General features: G+C 50.7%; 19 protein-coding genes. 16 read left to right on the forward strand and 3 right to left on the reverse strand.

Going from position 1 to position 20,767, the window contains the following annotated elements:
• Positions 1-4: 4 nt before the first annotated feature.
• Together IQ22_RS13165 and ppsR are read right to left on the reverse strand one after the other, a co-directional pair.
• The gene (locus IQ22_RS13165; RefSeq protein WP_145142562.1) at positions 5-523 is read right to left on the reverse strand and encodes an ATP-dependent zinc protease family protein; all 519 of its coding nucleotides are present in this window, start codon (positions 521-523) and stop codon (positions 5-7) included.
• 152 nt (positions 524-675) lie between these two features.
• Positions 676-1,494, reverse strand: a complete 819-nt coding sequence (ppsR, locus tag IQ22_RS13170) for a posphoenolpyruvate synthetase regulatory kinase/phosphorylase PpsR (RefSeq protein WP_145142565.1) — start codon at positions 1,492-1,494, stop codon at positions 676-678.
• Between the two features lie 151 nt (positions 1,495-1,645).
• Between ppsR and ppsA the strand changes: the two genes are divergently transcribed.
• The 9 genes from ppsA (at position 1,646) to IQ22_RS13215 (ending at position 9,880) form a co-directional block, all read left to right on the forward strand.
• Entirely contained in the window at positions 1,646-4,015 is a 2,370-nt protein-coding gene (gene ppsA / locus IQ22_RS13175; RefSeq protein ID WP_145142567.1) for a phosphoenolpyruvate synthase, read from the forward strand.
• A gap of 56 nt (positions 4,016-4,071) precedes the next feature.
• Entirely contained in the window at positions 4,072-5,040 is a 969-nt protein-coding gene (locus IQ22_RS13180; RefSeq protein WP_158635433.1) for an alpha/beta hydrolase, read from the forward strand.
• Positions 5,041-5,091: 51 nt separating this feature from the next.
• Positions 5,092-5,391 carry a Rieske (2Fe-2S) protein gene (locus IQ22_RS13185; protein ID WP_145142573.1) on the forward strand — a complete coding sequence of 100 codons (300 nt, stop codon included), beginning with the start codon at positions 5,092-5,094 and terminating at the stop codon, positions 5,389-5,391.
• A gap of 18 nt (positions 5,392-5,409) precedes the next feature.
• Positions 5,410-5,901: a ribonuclease E activity regulator RraA gene (rraA, locus tag IQ22_RS13190; protein WP_145142576.1), complete on the forward strand. Its 492-nt coding sequence runs from the start codon at positions 5,410-5,412 to the stop codon at positions 5,899-5,901.
• Between the two features lie 16 nt (positions 5,902-5,917).
• Positions 5,918-6,919 (forward strand): zinc transporter ZntB, encoded by a 1,002-nt coding sequence (locus IQ22_RS13195; RefSeq protein ID WP_145142579.1) that lies wholly within the window; start codon positions 5,918-5,920, stop codon positions 6,917-6,919.
• A 56-nt stretch (positions 6,920-6,975) separates the two neighbouring features.
• Positions 6,976-7,227: a CrfX protein gene (locus IQ22_RS13200; protein ID WP_145142582.1), complete on the forward strand. Its 252-nt coding sequence runs from the start codon at positions 6,976-6,978 to the stop codon at positions 7,225-7,227.
• 2 nt (positions 7,228-7,229) lie between these two features.
• Positions 7,230-8,054 (forward strand): mechanosensitive ion channel family protein, encoded by an 825-nt coding sequence (locus tag IQ22_RS13205; protein WP_145142584.1) that lies wholly within the window; start codon positions 7,230-7,232, stop codon positions 8,052-8,054.
• Between the two features lie 79 nt (positions 8,055-8,133).
• Entirely contained in the window at positions 8,134-8,718 is a 585-nt protein-coding gene (gene sigX, locus IQ22_RS13210; protein ID WP_145142587.1) for an RNA polymerase sigma factor SigX, read from the forward strand.
• Between the two features lie 103 nt (positions 8,719-8,821).
• Positions 8,822-9,880 carry an OmpA family protein gene (locus IQ22_RS13215; RefSeq protein WP_145142590.1) on the forward strand — a complete coding sequence of 353 codons (1,059 nt, stop codon included), beginning with the start codon at positions 8,822-8,824 and terminating at the stop codon, positions 9,878-9,880.
• Positions 9,881-10,002: 122 nt separating this feature from the next.
• On the opposite strand, the gene gltA is transcribed toward IQ22_RS13215, so the two are convergent.
• Positions 10,003-11,286 carry a citrate synthase gene (gene gltA, locus IQ22_RS13220; RefSeq protein WP_145142594.1) on the reverse strand — a complete coding sequence of 428 codons (1,284 nt, stop codon included), beginning with the start codon at positions 11,284-11,286 and terminating at the stop codon, positions 10,003-10,005.
• Positions 11,287-11,627: 341 nt separating this feature from the next.
• On the opposite strand from gltA, the gene sdhC reads away from it, so the two are divergent.
• The 7 genes from sdhC (at position 11,628) to lpdA (ending at position 20,665) form a co-directional block, all read left to right on the forward strand.
• Positions 11,628-12,014 (forward strand): succinate dehydrogenase, cytochrome b556 subunit, encoded by a 387-nt coding sequence (gene sdhC, locus IQ22_RS13225; protein WP_208733639.1) that lies wholly within the window; start codon positions 11,628-11,630, stop codon positions 12,012-12,014.
• Positions 12,008-12,376, forward strand: coding sequence for a succinate dehydrogenase, hydrophobic membrane anchor protein (gene sdhD / locus IQ22_RS13230; RefSeq protein ID WP_145142601.1), 369 nt, complete (start codon positions 12,008-12,010; stop codon positions 12,374-12,376). Before sdhC ends, sdhD begins: the two co-directional genes overlap by 7 nt.
• A 3-nt stretch (positions 12,377-12,379) precedes the next feature.
• Positions 12,380-14,152, forward strand: coding sequence for a succinate dehydrogenase flavoprotein subunit (gene sdhA, locus IQ22_RS13235; protein WP_145142604.1), 1,773 nt, complete (start codon positions 12,380-12,382; stop codon positions 14,150-14,152).
• A gap of 11 nt (positions 14,153-14,163) precedes the next feature.
• A complete protein-coding gene (locus IQ22_RS13240; protein ID WP_145142607.1) occupies positions 14,164-14,868 on the forward strand; it encodes a succinate dehydrogenase iron-sulfur subunit in 705 nt (234 codons plus the stop codon).
• A gap of 207 nt (positions 14,869-15,075) precedes the next feature.
• Positions 15,076-17,907 (forward strand): 2-oxoglutarate dehydrogenase E1 component, encoded by a 2,832-nt coding sequence (locus IQ22_RS13245; protein WP_145142610.1) that lies wholly within the window; start codon positions 15,076-15,078, stop codon positions 17,905-17,907.
• A gap of 37 nt (positions 17,908-17,944) precedes the next feature.
• Positions 17,945-19,165 carry a 2-oxoglutarate dehydrogenase complex dihydrolipoyllysine-residue succinyltransferase gene (gene odhB / locus IQ22_RS13250; RefSeq protein ID WP_145142614.1) on the forward strand — a complete coding sequence of 407 codons (1,221 nt, stop codon included), beginning with the start codon at positions 17,945-17,947 and terminating at the stop codon, positions 19,163-19,165.
• Between the two features lie 63 nt (positions 19,166-19,228).
• Positions 19,229-20,665: a dihydrolipoyl dehydrogenase gene (gene lpdA, locus IQ22_RS13255; RefSeq protein WP_145142617.1), complete on the forward strand. Its 1,437-nt coding sequence runs from the start codon at positions 19,229-19,231 to the stop codon at positions 20,663-20,665.
• Positions 20,666-20,767 lie beyond the last annotated feature (102 nt).

Below are 20,767 nucleotides of genomic sequence, written 5' to 3' on the forward strand. Positions count from 1 at the left end.
CGATTCAAGTAGGACAAGCCGGCGTGCCGGCTGAATAGGCACGGGAGACATCCACCAGCGCACCATAATGTTTTAGAGCCTTGCTACCGATCAGCAGGGGATAATCGAAATGACTCCGGTCGGTCAGGTTTACCTCGATGGTGCGTAGCTGGCTACCTAAGCAGGCGACCAAGGTTACGACAGGACGCGGGGTGTGTCGTAGCTCGACGCCGGACATGTGATCGCCTTGGCGTCGCTTGATATAGCTCATTCTTACCAAGGGCCGCTCGATAGATGGCGCATGAATAGTGTCATGCGCCATGGTAAAGCGAACCCACGGTTCGCCATCTCGCGTGAACGGCTCTATATGATGAGCGCTCAGGGATGCAGTCTCGGCGCCGGTATCCAGTTTGGCCTTCACCCTTATATTCAGCTCTGGTAATTGCACGTATTCATGCAATCCATAAACGGATTTTTCGGCTGAAACTGATAAAGAGGGCCATGGCAGTAATAGGCTGGATACAAGGTAGGGTATAAATTTCATCAACTTCTTAGCGTAACTGTCTGGCTTTAACAGCCCCTTTGTCCAAGGGCATGCCAAGATAAGGGCGCCGCATTCTAGCACGGGGACTTTTTCAGGCCAGTGTGCTCAAGCTAATAAGACTGCCGAGCACCTGTTGTTCGCTACTAGTATTCTTACTTCAATCGCCTCTCTACGCCTTTCTCAACCAGAATCTTGGCTGATATTTCTTCTACCGAAAAATGCGTCGAATTGATCGAGGGGATATTTTCGCGCCGGAATAGCGTCTCGACTTCTCTTACTTCAAATTCGCATTGAGCAAAGCTGGCATAGCGGCTGTTAGGGCGGCGCTCGTGTCGAATAGCGGAAAGCCGGTCCGGATCTATAGTCAGGCCAAACAATTTCTGCTTATGCCGTCTTAGCGAGTGAGGCAATTGCAGCCTTTCCATATCCTCTTCGGTTAAGGGGTAATTTGCAGCGCGGATTCCGAATTGTAAGGCCATGTACAGACAGGTAGGCGTTTTGCCGCAGCGGGATACGCCTACAAGGATAAGGTCTGCCTCATTATAGTGATGAGTACGAGCACCATCGTCGTTTTCCAACGCAAAATTGACGGCCTCAATGCGCTCCATGTAACGAGAATTGTGCATGATGGAGTGTGACTTACCTACCGAATAAGACGACTCCGCAGAAAGTTCCTGTTCCAGTGGGGATAAAAATGTAGAAAAGATGTCAATCATGAACCCATTTGACTGGTCGAGAGTCGCGCGTATTTCCCGATTAACGATAGTGTCGAAAATGATGGGGCGAGCGCCGTCCGAAATGGCGGCATAATTAATTTGTTGCACCATGGCTCGGGCTTTTTCAACGGTGTCGATATAAGGCCGAGTCAGTTTTGTGAAACTGATGTTTTCGAACTGTGCGAGCAGGCTCTGACCGAGGGTTTCGGCCGTAATGCCGGTGCCGTCGGATATGAAGAAGGCGGTTCGTTTCATCTGGCGAAACTCCAAGTCAGTCGGTTCTTGGACATTATGTCGGGGACGACAATGGATTGCATGATAGCTCCGTTGATATAAGGCGCTTCGTCTGATGAACGTGCCAAATGCGTACAAGCTTTCCCACAACTATAAATATGGAGAGAACACCTTGAACGAGTACGTAGTTTCCCTAGACAAACTCGGGGTGCATGATGTTGAGCGCGTGGGCGGCAAGAACGCATCCCTAGGCGAGATGATCAGCAACCTCGCGGGTGCCGGAGTTTCAGTACCTGGCGGCTTTGCCACTACGGCCCAAGCCTACCGGGATTTTCTTGATCAGAGCGGTTTGAATGAGCGCATCCATGCAGCGCTCGATGCTTTGGATGTAGATGATGTCACTGCTCTGGCTAAGACTGGCGCTCAAATTCGGCAGTGGATCATGGATGCCGAGTTTCCGGCCCAGCTTGATGCCGATATCCGTACCGCTTTCGCCGAGCTATCTGCTGGCAATCCCAACCTGGCTGTCGCAGTCCGTTCTTCGGCTACTGCTGAAGACCTGCCTGATGCATCTTTTGCAGGACAGCAGGAAACATTTCTGAATATCCGCGGCGTGGATAATGTCATTCGTGCTGCCAAAGAAGTCTTTGCCTCGCTGTTCAATGATCGTGCTATCGCTTATCGCGTGCATCAAGGTTTCGATCATAAACTCGTTGCGCTTTCCGCTGGGGTCCAGCGTATGGTGCGCTCCGAGACCGGAGCGGCGGGAGTGATGTTTACCATCGATACCGAGTCGGGCTTCCGGGATGTTGTATTCATCACTGGAGCTTATGGTCTGGGTGAGACAGTTGTTCAGGGTGCTGTCAACCCAGACGAGTTCTATGTGCACAAGCCTACGTTGGCTGCCGGAAGGCCTGCTATCTTGCGCCGAAATCTAGGCAGTAAAGCTATCAAAATGATTTATGGCGATGAGGCTAAGGCGGGACGCTCAGTCAAGACAGTTGATGTAGCGGCGGCTGATCGGGCGCGTTTTAGTATTACTGATGACGAAGTGGCCGAGTTGGCCAGGCAGGCATTAATCATCGAGCGACACTACGATCGGCCGATGGACATCGAGTGGGCTAAAGATGGAGATGATGGCAAGCTCTACATCGTTCAGGCTCGCCCAGAAACTGTGAAAAGCCGTGCCAGTGCTACGGTTATGGAGCGTTATCTACTTAAGGAAAAAGGTCAGGCCATCATTGAGGGACGCGCTATTGGCCAGCGTATAGGCGCAGGTCCCGTCAAGATTATCCGGGATGTATCCGAAATGGACCGGGTTATGCCAGGCGATGTGTTGGTATCAGATATGACCGACCCAGACTGGGAGCCGGTCATGAAGCGCGCCAGCGCCATTGTGACCAATCGCGGCGGGCGTACCTGCCACGCAGCTATTATTGCGCGTGAGTTGGGTATTCCAGCCGTTGTCGGATGCGGGCATGCCACAGAGCTGTTAATGGATGGCCAGACTGTCACGGTTTCCTGCGCTGAGGGCGATACCGGCGTCATCTATGAAGGTGAGCTGAGCTTTGATGTGCGCAAGAGTTCGGTTGATGCAATGCCGGAGCTTCCGTTTAAGATCATGATGAACGTAGGTAACCCCGACCGTGCTTTCGATTTTGCCCAGTTGCCTAATGCGGGTGTTGGGCTTGCACGTTTAGAGTTCATCATTAACCGGATGATAGGTGTTCACCCGAAGGCACTGCTGAACTACAGCAAATTACCCTTCGATGTGAAAGAAAACGTGGACAAGCGTATCGCAGGATATGGCGACCCCGTGGATTTCTATGTCGAAAAATTGGTTGAGGGAGTAAGTACCCTGGCTGCGGCGTTCTGGCCGAAAAAAGTCATCGTACGCTTGTCAGATTTCAAATCCAATGAGTATGCCAACCTTATAGGCGGCAAGCTCTATGAGCCGGAAGAAGAGAACCCCATGCTAGGGTTCCGGGGTGCGTCACGCTATATCAGTGAAGATTTCCGCGACTGTTTCGAACTTGAGTGCCGAGCGATGCGCAAAGTGCGCGATGTTATGGGGCTGACCAATGTCGAGCTGATGGTGCCTTTCGTTCGTACCTTGGAGGAGGCTTCTGCCGTTGTCGATCTGTTGGCCCATTATGGGCTCAAGCGCGGCGAGAATGGCCTGCGTGTCATCATGATGTGTGAGCTGCCTTCCAATGCCATCCTGGCTGACGAGTTCCTTGAGTACTTCGATGGCTTCTCTATTGGCTCTAATGATATGACTCAGTTAACACTGGGGCTTGACCGCGACTCGGGAATCATTGCTCACCTGTTTGATGAGCGGAATCCGGCTGTGAAGAAATTACTAGGCAATGCCATAACCGCGTGTAACAAGGCGGGTAAATACGTTGGAATTTGTGGTCAGGGGCCTTCCGACCACCCGGATCTGGCCCGCTGGTTGATGGAGCAGGGTATCGAAAGCGTATCTCTCAATCCTGACTCTGTTCTCGATACATGGTTTTTCCTGGCGGAAGGACAGGCTTAAAATAGCGCTTTGTTCAACAGGCGGGGGACACCCCGCCTTTTTCATGTATGGACCTCATGCAAAGCAGTAGCCAGCTTTTTCCTGTCGGTCTGATTCGCGCCGAGTTATACGGAAATCTCACCGAAGATGTTTATTTATTGAAGCCCAACAATAGCCCTGACCCAAGTGTCGAGCTGGCGTTGACAAGACTGGGCCGTCTGAACGCGCCAAGTTCGTTTGGGCAATCTGTCGTTTTGCTTCATGGGGCTTTTGACAATCGCTACGCTTGGTATACCCCTCGGGGAGAGGGCTTGGCCTTGACGTTGGTCGAGGCAGGCTTTGATGTATGGATTGCCGAGATGCGAGGGCATGGCCTTTCTCCGCGCAATCTCGACTATGTCCATAATCGCCTAGCGGATTATGCTCGATACGATTTGCCAGCTATTGCTGCTTTTGTTGAAGAGCAAACAGGTTGGCCAAGCCACTGGATTGGCCAGGCTATGGGAGGGCTGTCTGTGCTGCACGGTATGGTAGATGGACATCTTAAGCAGCATACATCAGTGGCCTCGCTCGTCATGTGGGGAACGACCCTTGAGCGCCAATGGAGGCCGTTATCCTGGATCGAACGTCGCCGTTCCATTCTTTCTGGGCATCGTACGCAGAGGGGGGCTGAGGATGAACCTGTTGGTTTGCTTGTGGATGTCGAGCGAGGTTCCAGGGCATTACGGCTGCGTAAAGAAACGATTTCTATCATGCCTGGACTAGAGCGGATCACGGTTCCACTGTTGTCTATGGCTGCCCACCATGATCCTTTAGTGCCGGTTGAACAATGCCAAGCGCTTTTTGATGCCTGTGGGGCTCCGCGAAAGATATTTCAAACCGTTGACGTTTCCTCTGCAAAGTTGGCGCCAACCGTACCGTTACTGTCTCAGAGGGAAGCACATACGCACTTGTCGCACCTCGTGCTTGACTGGTTGAACTCATTCGCAACCCCGGTCGGCTCCACTTCATTACATAGTTATGGTGCTTTAGTCGCGTCTGGTTAGAGGGAGGCCAAGGCTTGATCGGTCACAACACAGAATGTGTGGAGAGAAGTCATGTTTATTCCTCTGGAGCGTCTGATCAACCTAGAAGAAGGTTACCGTCGACGCTTCGTCGTAAACGGATTGCCTGTCGTTTTGCTTGTCGTGGATGGGCGACCTGTGCTGATTGAGGCTCAATGTCCTCATCAAGGCGCTTCCTTGGAAAAAGGAACACTGGCCGAGCGTGCGATTCGCTGTCCGCAGCATGGAATTTTATTCAGCTTGGATTCCGGGAAAGCACTCAATGCCCACTGTCCCAGTCTTAGGGTGCTGGATATCGCCTATGATCAGGACCTTATTGGTATAGACGTTTAATTCCCTTGAGGAAATAGCATGCGCTATATAACGCCAGACCTGTGTGATGCTTATTCTGACCTCGTTAGAGTTGCCGAGCCTCTATTCACCAATTTTGGTGGTCGCGACTCATTTGGTGGCCAAATAGTCACTGTCAAATGTTTCGAAGACAATTCTCTTGTCAAGGAGCGGGTCGAGGAAAATGGCATGGGTAACGTCATGGTTGTTGATGGCGGAGGCTCTCGACGTTGTGCTCTGTTAGGGGACATGCTTGCTGAAAAAGCTACCCGAAACGGTTGGGCCGGCTTGGTTATCTATGGGTGTGTTCGGGATGTAGATGTATTGGCCGAAACCGATCTAGGCATTCAGGCTTTGGCTTCCCGCCCTATGAGATCTGAGAAGCGTGGCGTAGGACTTAGGGATGTGCCGGTAACCTTCGCAGGTATTACCTTTCATGTAGGACATTATCTTTATGCCGACAATAACGGTCTTCTAGTGTCTTCCGAGGCGCTACATATGCCTGGCTCTTAAGGCGGATATTTTTGCAATGCAGCAGTATGAAAGTGATAACGAGCGCGGGCTGGTATATGGCTATGTGTTGAATGGTCGAGGAGGGGCTCGCCGCATTCAGCGTAACGCTCTTGATATAGTCGATCTTCAGCCAGAAGAAACTTTATGGCTGCACTGGGATAGAAGTGTTCCTGAGGCGCAGTCCTGGCTTCGTCATAATAGTGGCCTCACGGAATTTGCTTGTAATCTGCTTCTCGAGGAAGCTACCCGGCCTCGCTTGGTTCCGCTACCTGCTGAAAACTTGTTGCTGTTTCTACGAGGCGTAAATCTCAATCCAGGCGCTGTGCCTGAAGATATGGTGTCTCTACGTATTTTTGCGGATAGACAGCGTGTTTTCTCATTACGCCTTCGGCCGTTAAAGGCGGCCGCTGAAGTTCAAGAGGATCTCGAAGCGGGTGTTGGTCCAGAAAATGCCCAGGAGCTTGTGCTTCAACTGGCAGGCTACATGACCAGTCGGGTCGATACATTAATAGCTGAACTAGCTGAGCAATTAGATAACATGGAGGAGCGCATCGAGTTGGACGAGCGCAACCTGCCTGAGCATCATGATGTATTGAGTACTAGACGTCGGGTGGCTGGCCTCAAGCGCTATCTATCACCTCAGCGTGACATTTATTACGACTTGGCCCGGCAAAAGCCTGTCTGGTTCGTGAGTAATGGTGATGCAGAGTACTGGAGTGAACTCCATAACAGTCTTACCCGCAACTTAGAAGAACTTGATCTTATGCGCGAGCGCATCGGCTTTATTCAAGAAGTCGAGCAGCGCAGCGCCTCCGAGCGCATGGGGCGCACCATGTATTTGTTGGCCATCATTACAGGTTTCTTTCTACCCATGAGCTTTGTAACCGGTTTACTGGGTATGAATGTGGGAGGTATTCCTGGTTCAGATTTTTCTCATGGCTTTTTGATCGCCTGTGGGGCAATTCTGTTTATCGCACTGTTTCAGTGGTGGCTGTTTCGGCGTTTACGATGGTTGTAAGTGTGACTCAACTATTGTGATCGCCGTCTAGGTTGGATAATGGCGAGAGGTGCGCTATGCACGATCCCTTCGAAAAGTCGTTGAAAGATATGCTGAGCGATACATCAGATATGCCCGATGACAAGGTGCGTCTGGATCGTGTTCTGAAAACGGCGAATCGTCAGATTGGGGCGGGCGACTTATTCAGTCTGATAGGCCGCTGGGCTACGGGCTGTTTGATCGCTATCAATAGTGGAGCTGGTCATGTAAGTCCGGTGTCTCGTCGTGGTTCCGGTGTCTCGCAATGTTCAGCTAAAAAAGTCGAGTAATTATGGAATTCGATATCTGGACCCAAAGCCTGTTATCCGCCATGACAACCTTGTGGAGCAAGGTGGCAGGTTTTATTCCCAATTTATTTGGGGCATTGTTGGTCGTATTGCTCGGTTTTTTTATTGCCAAGCTGCTAGACACGCTTCTTTCTAAAATATTGGCAAGGTTTGGCTTGGACCGTTTGATGACGGGAACAGGTCTGACCAAAATGTTGACCCGTGTCGGGGTTAAGGTTCCGGTCAGTACTCTGATCGGGCGCATTGTCTATTGGTTTGTTCTGCTTGTCTTTCTTGTCTCGGCGGCAGAATCTTTGGGATTGCAACGGGTCTCGTCGGCGCTTGATGTTCTTGCTTTGTACCTGCCAAAGGTTTTTGGCGCTGCCTTGGTGCTAGTGGTAGGCGTATTGCTAGCTCAATTAGTTAATGGAGTCGTTCATGGGGCGGCAGAAAGTGTTGGCCTGGATTACTCTGCTGGGCTTGGGCGTGTAGCGCAGGCGCTTGTTATTGTAATCAGCATATCCGTTGCTATTGGTCAGCTGGAAATTAAGACCGAGCTGCTTAATACGGTTATTGGAATCGTTTTGGCCTCGTTAGGGCTTGCGGTTGCATTGGCGTTAGGGCTGGGTAGTCGAGATTTAGCTAGTCAAATCCTTGCTGGTATCTATGTGCGCGAAATCTTCGAGGTAGGGCAATCCATTCAATTCGACGAAATCGAGGGTGTGATTGAGGAGATCGGCACAGTTAAGACCTGGCTGCTTACTTCGGCTGATGAGTTGGTTTCTATTCCAAATAAGCGCCTGCTCGATCACCGTGTAAAGACCCGTTAACCTATGAAAAACTTGCCGACATTGCATCGAGAGACAGATATCATGCCCGGCTCGAAATGGCAGTCCGGCATCGCTCGTCTTGAACGAATCCTTATCTACCGCTTATGACCCACGCCAGCTCACGGATGAGGAGCTGGTGCTGCGTGCTCATACAGAGCTTTTTCATGTTACGCGAGCTTATGAAGAGCTCATGCGTCGTTATCAGCGCACGCTCTTTAATGTATGCGCACGGTATTTGGGGAACGACCGCGATGCAGATGATGTCTGCCAAGAAGTGATGTTGAAGGTGCTATACGGGTTAAAGAATTTTGAAGGAAAATCCAAATTCAAAACTTGGCTATATAGCATTACATATAATGAGTGCATCACACAGTATCGCAAAGAGCGCCGTAAGCGGCGTCTTGTAGATGCTTTAAGTTTGGAGCCTGTGGAAGAGGCTTCGGATGAAAAGGCGCCGAGAGTAGATGAGCGCGGGGGGTTGGATCGCTGGTTGTCACATGTGAATCAGATTGATCGCGAGATTCTGGTGTTGCGCTTCGTGGCGGAGCTAGAGTTCCAAGAAATTGCTGACATCATGCATATGGGACTGAGCGCTACAAAAATGCGTTATAAGCGCGCGCTGGATAAGCTGCGTGACAAGTTCGCAGGGGAAGTTGAAAGCTGACTATTGTTATGGCTCGTTGTTTTATATGAACTTCCTAATAACTTGTTGTCTAAGCTTCCGGAGATTGCCGGATATGAATACCACTAAGATGGGGATACAAAGGATGAAATTGAAGAGCACCTTAGGCGTCGTTATAGGCTCCCTGGTCGCAGCTTCTTCTCTGAGCGCATTCGCGCAAGGTCAAGGTGCAGTTGAGGCGGAGGCATTTGCCAAGCGCTACTTTACAGACAGCCAGCGTGATACCGAAGATGGTAATTTGTACGGCGCATCCATTGGTTACTACCTGACTGACGATGTTTCCCTGGCATTGTCGTATGGTGAGTACCATGACATGAACTCTAATGATCGCGTTGAGCCTGATGGCGGTCATAAGAATATCAAAGGCAGCTTGGCTTCTCTTGATGCTATCTATCACTTTGGTGAGCCGGGTGTAGGTCTGCGTCCTTATGTCTCTGGTGGTTTTGCACATCAGAGTATCGGTCAGGCTGATCGTAGCGGCCGTAACCACAGCACCTTTGCAAATGTGGGCGCAGGTCTGAAGTACTATTTCACTGAGAATCTGTTTGCTCGTGCTGGCGTTGACGGTATGTACAATATCGATCAGGGCGATAGCGAGTGGATGGCCGGTGTGGGCGTGGGTGTTAACTTTGGTGGTTCTTCTCGCCAGCAGGAAGTTGCTGCTGCGCCTGAGCCAGTTGCCGAAGTATGTTCCGATGCTGACAATGACGGCGTTTGTGACAATGTGGACCAGTGCCCGAGTACGCCTGCTAATGTAACTGTAGACGCTAATGGTTGCCCAGCAGTGGCTGAGGTTGTTCGTGTTGAGTTGGACGTCAAGTTCGATTTTGACAAGGCTACCGTCAGGTCTGAAAGCTATGGTGATATCAAGAACCTAGCTGACTTTATGCAGCAGTATCCGCAGACCAGTACTACTGTTGAAGGTCACACTGACTCCGTTGGTACTGATGCCTATAACCAGCGTCTCTCCGAGCGTCGTGCGAATGCCGTTCGTGATGTTCTGGTTAATCAGTACGGCGTTTCCGGTGGTCGTGTAAATGCTGTCGGGTACGGTGAATCCCGTCCTGTTGCTGACAACTCCACTGAAGCTGGTCGTGCCGTTAACCGTCGCGTTGAGGCTGAAGTAGAAGCTCAGGCTAAGTAATCTGGCTGATTAAAGTCGCCAATTACAAAAAAACCGCATCAATTGATGCGGTTTTTTTATGTCATATTTAAAAGGTTAAATAATAAAAAGCCCCACTAGGGGCTTTTTATTACTCTGCCTAATTAACGCTCTTGTATAGAATTGATGTTCCGTTGTGTTGGTCCTGTATAAAGTTGACGCGGGCGGCCAATTTTATATGGACCTGAAAGCATCTCTTGCCAGTGTGATATCCAGCCTACTGTCCGTGCCATGGCAAAGATAACAGTAAACATACTGGTCGGTATTCCAATGGCTTTAAGAATAATGCCTGAGTAGAAGTCTACGTTAGGATACAGGTTGCGCTCTATGAAGTATGGATCTTGGCGGGCAAGTTCTTCTAGTCGCATAGCTAACTCAAGTTGCGGATCATTAATGCCTAGTTCAGCAAGAACTTCATCGCACGTTTGTTTCATGACTTTGGCGCGAGGATCAAAGTTCTTATAGACCCGATGGCCGAATCCCATTAATTTAAATGGGTCATTCTTGTCTTTAGCTTTGGCAACGAACTTATCAATATTGCTAACGTCACCGATTTCATCAAGCATGCGTAATACAGCTTCGTTCGCGCCGCCATGTGCAGGGCCCCAAAGTGCAGCGATACCTGCCGCGATGCAGGCGAAGGGGTTGGCTCCAGAAGATCCAGCCAGGCGTACGGTTGAGGTGGAAGCGTTTTGCTCATGATCTGCATGCAGAATAAAAATGCGGTCCATGGCTTTGGCAAGAACCGGGTTTACGGGTTTTATCTCGCAGGGCGTATTGAACATCATATGCAAAAAGTTTTCTGCATAGCCCAAGCGATTATCAGGGTACATCATGGGTTGGCCCATGGAGTATTTATATACCATGGCTGCTAGGGTCGGCATTTTGGCGATAAGACGCATGGCCGAGATTTCGCGGTGATGAGGGTCCTGAATATCAAGTGAATCGTGATAAAAGGCAGAAAGTGCGCCTACAACACCGCACATGATGGCCATTGGGTGTGCGTCACGACGGAAACCGTTAAAGAATGTCTTGAGTTGTTCGTGAACCATCGTGTGGTTCTTGATTGTGCTTACGAAGAGCTGCTTTTGTTCTTCGTTTGGCAATTCACCTTTGAGTAAAAGGTAACAAGTTTCTAGATAGTCGGACTTCTCTGCCAGTTGCTCAATGGGATAACCCCTGTGAAGGAGAACGCCTTGATCTCCGTCAATAAAGGTAATCTTCGATTCGCAGGAGGCAGTTGACATAAAGCCTGGATCAAAGGTGAAAACGCCCGAGTTCGTAAGATTACGAACATCCACAACATCGGGACCTAGAGTTCCAGACATCACGGGCAGCTGTACTGGGTCTGCGCCCTCAATGATTAGCTGCGCTTTCTTGTCAGCCATCAAAGGCCTCCTTATTTATGCTTGAAATCATTAATACAACCCCCACGCAGGGCCAAGGCCACTATAGAGGCAATCATTTGAAAGTCAATTTACGAAAATATATTGCCATTCAATGTTTCGGTTTCAAACGTGCCGATAACTTACACTATTGAGCCACATTTTTGGCGGCGACATAAGTCTATTCGTAAGGGGCTTTACGTTGTCATGAGGGGCCTAACTGTCTATACTTCGTGGCCGACCGCTACAGGCAATGCGCCTCTTCAAATGCGGTTGTCAATCCAGTAATGGATGTCTATTTAAGCAACTCCCAATAACTAGCCCGGCAACTTTGGGCTCTCAGTGTGAAAGAAGCCGTGAATAGTAAACGACCTGTAAATCTAGACCTCAGGACCATAAAACTCCCTATCACAGCTTACACCTCGATCCTTCACCGTATTTCTGGCGTTATTCTCTTTGTCGGCCTGGCTGCGCTGCTATATGGGCTCGACCTATCGCTAGCTTCGGAGGAAGGGTTTGGTCAGGTGAAAGCATTCCTGGCGTATCCGTTGGTCAAGCTTGTGATCTGGGCTGTACTGTCCGCTCTGCTGTATCACCTTGTCGCTGGCGTGCGTCATCTGATGATGGATATGGGGGTGGGTGAGACGCTTCGAGGCGGTAAGTTGGGCTCTCAGATCGTATTGATCATATCGGCGGTGCTGATTGTTTTGGTGGGGGTCTGGATATGGTAACTAGCGTCACTAACTTTTCGCGTTCAGGTCTTTATGACTGGATGGCACAGCGCGTTTCTGCAGTAATTCTGGCGATTTATACGCTGTTCTTGCTTGGATATGTCGTGCTGCACCCCAATATGTCTTTTGAACAGTGGCATGCGCTTTTCAGTAATGGCTGGATGCGTATCTTCAGTCTTCTGGCACTGGTTTCGGTGGGCGTTCATGCCTGGGTAGGTATGTGGACCATTTCTACCGATTATCTGACTCCCATGGCACTAGGCAAGGGAGCCACTGTTGTACGTTTCCTGTTCCAGGCTGTATGCGGCGTCATTATGTTCGCCTTGTTTGTCTGGGGCGTACAGATTCTCTGGGGTGTCTGAGTCATGTCCAATATCCGTACTCTTTCTTTTGACGCCATCATCGTAGGTGGTGGTGGTGCCGGCATGCGTGCTGCGCTGCAGTTGGCCCAGTCGGGCCATAAGACAGCCGTAGTTACGAAGGTCTTTCCGACTCGCTCTCATACTGTTTCCGCTCAGGGTGGCATTACTTGTGCCATCGCTTCGGCAGATCCGAATGATGATTGGCGCTGGCATATGTACGATACTGTCAAAGGCTCGGACTATATCGGTGACCAAGACGCTATCGAATATATGTGCTCAGTTGGCCCTGAAGCTGTGTTTGAGCTTGAGCACATGGGGCTGCCTTTTTCCCGTACCGAAACGGGCCGTATCTATCAGCGTCCGTTCGGTGGTCAGTCAAAGGATTACGGCAAAGGCGGCCAGGCCGCTCGTACTTGCGCTGCCGCTGACCGTACTGGTCATGCTCTCCTGCATACGCTGTATCAGAATAACCTGAAGAATAATACGGTCTTCTTGAATGAGTGGTATGCGGTTGACCTAGTAAAGAACCAGGACGGTGCAATCGTAGGCATCATTGCGGTCTGTATTGAGACTGGCGAGACCGTTTATATCCGCTCTAAGGCTACTGTGCTGGCAACAGGTGGAGCGGGTCGTATTTACGCGTCTACTACTAATGCTTTGATCAATACTGGTGATGGTATTGGTATGGCCCTGCGTGCAGGCGTCCCGGTCCAAGATATCGAAATGTGGCAGTTCCATCCGACCGGTATTGCTGGAGCTGGTGTTCTGGTGACTGAAGGTTGTCGTGGCGAAGGTGGTTACCTTGTCAATAAGCATGGCGAGCGCTTTATGGAACGTTATGCGCCTAATGCTAAGGATCTAGCGGGGCGCGACGTTGTTGCTCGTTCCATGATCAAGGAAATCATTGCCGGTAATGGCTGCGGCCCGGACGCCGATCATGTGTTGCTCAAGCTAGATCATTTGGGTGAAGAGGTGTTGCATAGCCGACTGCCTGGTATCTGTGAATTGTCCAAGACATTTGCACATGTTGATCCGGTTAAGGCACCGATTCCGGTTATCCCGACGTGCCATTATATGATGGGCGGCGTAGCTACAAATATTCATGGTCAAGCCATTACTCAAGATGCCAATGGCAATGACAGGATCATTGATGGTCTGTTTGCCGTAGGTGAAGTGGCATGTGTATCGGTGCATGGTGCAAACCGCCTCGGTGGTAATTCACTGCTTGACTTGGTTGTATTTGGTCGAGCTGCAGGTCTCCACTTGGAAAAGGCCCTGAAAGAAGGGATCGAGCAGCGAGATGCTAGCGGTAGCGACATCGAGCATGCACTTTCCCGTATTGCAGGTGTTAACGAGCGTAGCACTGGAGAAGACGTAGCTCCGCTGCGTAAAGAGCTTCAGAGCTGCATGCAGAACTACTTCGGTGTATTCCGTACGGGCGAATACATGCAGAAGGGGATCGCTCAGCTTGCCGAGCTGCGCGAGCGCATTGCAAACGTGAAGATTGCAGATAAGAGCCAGGCATTCAACACGGCCCGTATTGAGGCGCTCGAGCTACAGAATCTATTGGAAGTTGCTGAAGCCACTGCTATTGCAGCGGAAACCCGCAAGGAAAGTCGCGGCGCACATGCTCGCGAAGATTTTGAAGAGCGGGACGACGAGAACTGGCTCTGCCATACCTTGTACTTCCCTGGGGACAAGCGCGTTACCAAGCGTGCTGTCAATTTCTCTCCGAAGACTGTTCCTACGTTCGAACCTAAGGTTCGTACATACTGAGGTTTGCCGTCATGTTGCAAGTCAGTGTATATCGCTACAACCCTGAAAAGGATGAAATTCCTTTCATGCAGGATTTTCAGATCGATACGGGCGGCAAGGACCTTATGGTTCTTGATGTGCTAGCGTTGATCAAAGAACAAGATGTTACATTCTCGTACCGTCGCTCTTGCCGTGAAGGCGTGTGTGGTTCCGATGGCATGAATATCAATGGTCAGAATGGTTTGGCCTGTATTACGCCGCTTTCTAGCGTAGTCAAGGGCAACAAGCTGATCGTTCGCCCTTTGCCAGGTCTGCCTGTCATTCGTGATCTTGTTGTTGATATGAGCATCTTCTATCGGCAATACGAAAAGGTTCAGCCGTATCTGCAAAACGAAACGCCGGCACCGGCTATTGAGCGCCTTCAGTCACCTGAAGAACGAGAGAAGCTTGATGGGCTGTACGAATGTATTCTATGTGCGTGCTGTTCGACTTCTTGCCCGTCGTTCTGGTGGAATCCAGACAAGTTTTTAGGTCCTGCGGCGCTACTGCAGGCTTATAGATTCCTGGCTGACAGCCGTGATACGCATAGGCAGGAGCGTTTAGCAGCAATGGATGACCCTTTTAGCGTATTCCGCTGCCGTTCTATTATGAACTGCGTCACTGTATGTCCCAAAGGGCTGAATCCGACGAAAGCTATCGGCCATGTCCGTAATATGCTGCTTCAGAGCGGAACATAACGCATGACGAATTGGTACCGGCAATCAGAGGTTTCCTTCGGATTGCCGGTCCTTTAGTACAGCTATTCCCGGCATACGTGCATGGGTTGGTTGAATATATTATTAGGGGCAACTGGGTTGGTGCCCGGACATCAATCGATATCACTGCAGCATTTACGCTCAGCTGTATCGCATGATGGCGTTGTCCCTGGCCGAGGGGTGACTTAAATGCACGAAAGTGTTATGCAGCGGATGTGGGAAAGCGCTCACTTATCAGGTGGGAATGCTGCCTATGTCGAAGAACTCTATGAGCTCTATCTGCACGATCCCAATGCCGTTCCAGAGGAATGGCGCTCCTATTTTCAGAAGCTTCCGTCTGATGGAAGTTTCTCTCCTGATGTTTCGCACTCAGCGATTCGTGATCATTTCGTCCTGCTAGCCAAAAATCAGCGCCGTGCTCAGCCGGTATCTGCTGGTACTGTTAGCAGTGAGCATGAAAAAAAGCAGGTTGAAGTCCTTCGACTGATTCAGGCTTACCGCATGCGTGGTCATCAGGCGGCGCAACTTGATCCGCTAGGACTTTGGCAGCGCCAAGCGCCTGCAGATCTTTTTATTAACAATTATGGTCTGACCGACGCTGATCTTGATACTACGTTCCGTACGGGTGAGCTTTTCTTCGGTAAAGAAGAAGCAACTCTCCGCGAAATTAGAGATTCTCTGCAAGAGACGTATTGTCGCACCATCGGTGCGGAGTTCATGCATATCGTGGATTCTGAAGAGCGCCGTTGGTTCTTGCAGCGTCTTGAAAGCGTGCGTGGCCGTCCACAGTACTCCGCCGAAGTACGGACGCATCTACTAGAGCGGCTAACTGCTGCTGAGGGTCTCGAGAAGTATCTAGGTACTAAATACCCTGGCACCAAGCGCTTCGGTCTAGAAGGGGGCGAAAGCTTAATTCCTCTAGTTGATGAAATTATTCAGCGTTCGGGCTCGTATGGCGCTCAAGAGCTGGTCATCGGTATGGCTCACAGGGGACGACTCAATGTCCTGGTTAATACCTTGGGCAAAAACCCTCGTGATCTGTTTGATGAATTTGAAGGCAAGAAAGTCGTAGAGCTGGGCTCTGGTGATGTCAAATACCACCAAGGTTTCTCGTCTAACGTAATGACGGCTGGCGGTGAAGTTCATCTGGCTTTGGCGTTTAACCCTTCTCACCTTGAAATCGTTTCTCCTGTAGTGGAAGGCTCTGTTCGTGCTCGTCAGGACCGCCGTCAAGACAGAAGCGGCGAGAAGGTTGTGCCGGTTTCCATCCATGGCGATGCTGCATTTGCTGGGCAAGGCGTAGTGATGGAAACCTTGCAGATGTCTCAGACTCGTGCTTACAAGACGGGTGGAACACTGCACATCATCATCAACAATCAGGTTGGTTTTACTACGAGTCGTCAGGAAGATGCGCGCTCAACTGAGTACGCAACCGATGTAGCGAAGATGATTCAAGCGCCTATTCTTCATGTGAATGGCGATGATCCGGAAGCTGTCCTGTTCGTCACGCAACTTGCTGTTGATTACCGCATGCAATTTAAGCGTGATGTGGTTATTGATCTGGTCTGCTATCGTCGCCGTGGACATAACGAAGCCGACGAGCCCAGCGGTACTCAACCGTTGATGTATCAGCAGATTGCCAAGCAGCGTACTACTCGTGATCTTTATGCTGATGCCCTGGTTCAAGCTGGAGTCATGAGTGCCGAGCAAGTCCAGGCTCAATTTGAGAATTATCGTAGTGCTCTGGATGAAGGTCGTCATGTCGTAGAAAGCCTTGTTAAAGAGCCTAATAAAGGTCTGTTCGTTGACTGGCGCCCTTACCTGGGACATGCATGGACTGCTCGTCATGACACGCGTTTTGATCTGAAGACACTTCAGGAGCTTTCCAACAAGCTGCTTCAGTTGCCAGAGGGTGTGGTCGTTCAGCGTCAGGTAGGCAAGATCCTGGAAGATCGTCAGAAGATGACTGCAGGTGGACTGCCTATCAATTGGGGTTTCGCTGAAACAATGGCCTATGCCACGCTGCTCCATGAAGGGCATCCTATCCGCTTAACTGGACAAGATGTTGGTCGCGGTACCTTCTCGCATCGTCATGCTGTGCTGCATAACCAGAAAGATGCTGTACCTTATGTCCCGCTTCAGCATCTAAGCGAAAATCAGCCCAGCTTCGAAATTTACGACTCATTACTGTCGGAAGAAGCCGTTCTGGCGTTTGAGTATGGTTATGCGACAACGACGCCTAATGCATTAGTCATCTGGGAAGCGCAATTTGGCGACTTTGCTAATGGTGCGCAGGTTGTTATTGACCAGTTCATTACCAGTGGCGAAATTAAGTGGGGCCGCCTATGCGGTTTAACCATGCTGTTACCCCATGGTTATGAAGGGCAGGGGCCGGAGCATTCTTCCGCGCGACTCGAGCGTTATCTGCAGCTTTGTGCTGAGCAAAATATCCAGGTCTGTGTACCGACAACACCTGCTCAGATCTATCATTTGTTACGTCGTCAGGTAATTCGTCCGTTGCGCAAGCCGCTTGTTGTGCTGACGCCAAAATCCTTGCTGCGCCACAAATTGGCAATCTCCACTCTAGAAGATTTGGCGGAAGGCTCGTTCCAGACTGTTATTCCTGAGCTAGACACGCTTGATCCGAAGAGCGTAACCCGACTGATCATGTGCAGTGGTAAGGTGTACTACGACCTGTTGGAAAAGCGCCGTAACGAAGGGCGCAACGATATTGCCATCATACGTATCGAGCAGTTATATCCGTTCCCTGAGGATGATCTCGCTGAAATCTTCTCTGCTTACGAAAATCTTACCGACATCGTTTGGTGTCAGGAAGAGCCGATGAACCAGGGCGCTTGGTACTGCAGTCAGCATCATATGCGTCGGGTAATTGCTGCCCAGAAACCAAATCTGGACTTGAAGTATGCAGGACGTGAGGCGTCGGCTGCCCCGGCTGTTGGTTACGCTTCAATGCATGCCGAGCAGCAAGAAAAGCTGCTTTCCGATGCTTTCATAGTTTAACGCGCTCGTATAAAAACGAATTAAGGAACCCCTGAGAATGGCTATCGAGATCAAAGCCCCAACGTTTCCAGAATCGGTTGCAGACGGCACCGTAGCGACTTGGCACAAAAAGCCTGGCGAGGCAGTCAAGCGGGATGAGCTGCTTGTTGATATCGAAACCGATAAGGTTGTTTTGGAAGTGGTGGCTCCGGCTGATGGTGTGCTCGCTGAAGTTTTGAAGAACGAAGGTGATACCGTTCTGAGCGAAGAAGTCATTGCCCGGGTAGAAGAGGGTGCGGCAGCAGCATCACCTGCTAGCGCACCGGCCGCAGCAGCGCCCGCTGCCCCAGCCGCTACGGCAGGGAGCTCCGATGAAGATCCTATCCTAGCTCCTGCTGCACGTAAGTTGGCTGAAGAAAATGGCCTGGATCCAGCGACTATCAAAGGCACTGGCAAAGGCGGACGAGTAACCAAGGAAGACGCAGTTGCAGCTATCGAGGCCAAGAAGTCCGCTCCGGCTGCTACTTCTACAAGCCCGTCGGTGGCTGCGCCTGCTGTCAATGTGCCTGCAGGGGATCGTGTCGAAAAACGTGTACCGATGACGCGCTTGCGTGCCAAAGTGGCTGAGCGTTTGGTTGAAGCCCAGTCCAGCATGGCCATGTTGACAACGTTCAACGAAGTCAACATGAAGCCGATTATGGACTTGCGCTCCAAGTACAAGGACATGTTCGAGAAGAAGCACAACGGAGTACGTTTGGGCTTCATGTCCTTCTTTGTGAAAGCAGCCACCGAGGCGCTCAAGCGATTCCCGGGTGTCAATGCTTCAATCGACGGAAACGACATTGTTTATCACGGTTATCAAGATATCGGGGTTGCTGTATCTAGCGATCGCGGCTTGGTCGTACCGGTCCTGCGTAATGCTGAGTTCATGAGTCTGGCCGAAGTAGAAGGCACCATTTCCGATTTTGGTAAGAAAGCTAAGGCCGGTAAGCTGACCATGGAAGACATGATGGGCGGCACCTTTACCATTTCTAATGGTGGTGTTTTTGGCTCCCTGTTATCCACTCCCATTGTTAATCCGCCGCAGACAGCAATTCTGGGTATGCACAAAATCCAAGAGCGCCCAATGGCTGTAAACGGTCAGGTTGTAATTCTGCCGATGATGTATCTGGCACTCTCGTATGACCATCGTTTGATTGATGGCAAGGAAGCCGTAAGCTTCCTGGTAACCATTAAGGACCTGTTGGAAGATCCGGCTCGTCTGCTATTGGATATCTAAATCAGCTCAAATTAAGACGGCTCCGTCTAGAGCCGTCCGGTTTATTGGAATAGGACGAAATTTATGAGCGATAAATTCGACGTAGTCGTGATCGGTGCAGGTCCTGGCGGATACGTGGCTGCCATCCGTGCCGCGCAACTCGGTCTGAAGACAGCTTGTATCGAACAGTACAAGGGTAAGGAAGGCAAAGTGTCCTTGGGCGGTACATGCCTGAACGTAGGCTGCATTCCTTCTAAAGCCTTGCTGGATAGCTCCTACAAGTTTCATGAAGCTCATGAAGGTTTCAAGGTTCATGGCATCGATGCCAAGGACGTCACTATTGACGTACCCGCTATGATTGGCCGTAAGGATCAGATCGTTAAAAATCTGACTGGTGGTATTGCGACCCTGTTCAAAGCGAACGGTGTTACTTTGTTCGAAGGTCATGGCAAGCTACTGGCTAACAAGCAGGTCGAAGTGACCGGCATGGATGGGCAAACTCAGATCGTTGAGGCGCAGAATGTTATTCTGGCATCTGGATCGCGGCCTATCGAAATTCCGCCAGCACCGCTGGTTGAGGGTATCGTAGTTGATTCTACGGGTGCCCTGGATTTCACTTCTGTACCGAAGCGGCTAGGTGTTATTGGGGCTGGCGTAATCGGTCTTGAGCTCGGCTCCGTATGGGCACGACTCGGTGCTGAAGTTACAGTTCTAGAGGCCCTTGACAAGTTCCTGCCCGCTGCTGACGAGCAGATCGCCAAGGAAGGTCTGAAAATTCTGACCAAGCAAGGCTTAAATGTACGTCTTGGTACGCGCGTTACCGGTTCTGAGGTAAATGGTAATGAAGTTACCGTGACCTTTACCGATGCCAATGGTGAGCAAAAGCAAACCTTCGACAAATTGATTGTTGCCGTAGGTCGTCGCCCAGTTACAACTGATTTGCTCGCTGCTGACTGTGGTGTCGAGAGTGATGAGCGCGGCTATATTTATGTCGATGATTATTGCGCGACTAGTGTGCCGGGTGTATATGCCATCGGTGACGTCGTGCGTGGTCTTATGCTAGCGCATAAGGCTTCGGAAGAAGGCGTTATGGTCGCTGAGCGTATCGCCGGCCATAAGGCGCAAATGAATTATGATCTGATTCCTTCGGTCATTTACACCCATCCGGAAATGGCATGGGTTGGCAAAACCGAGCAGACACTTAAAGCAGAAGGCGTCGAAATCAAGATCGGTACCTTCCCGTTTGCTGCCAGTGGCCGTGCCATGGCAGCAAACGATACGGCTGGTTTGGTTAAAGTAATTGCCGATGCCAAGACTGACCGTGTGCTAGGTGTGCATATTGTTGGTCCAAGTGCGGCCGACATCGTTCAGCAGGGTGCTATCGCCATGGAATTCGGTACCAGTGCCGAAGACTTGGGCATGATGGTGTTCTCGCACCCGACACTGTCTGAAGCGCTACATGAAGCGGCTTTGGCGGTTAATGGCCATGCCATTCATATCGCCAATCGTAAAAAGCGTTAAGACAGTAAACCAACGGTGAGCAGCCCGCCGCTCTCTAGAAGAGGGCCGCAGGAACGCTCACCGGACTGCCTGGAGGCAGTCACAGGTGGCGCGGCGCCTTGA

Origin of the sequence: Pseudomonas duriflava (assembly GCF_007830155.1) — a bacterium.
Lineage (GTDB): Bacteria > Pseudomonadota > Gammaproteobacteria > Pseudomonadales > Pseudomonadaceae > Chryseomonas > Chryseomonas duriflava.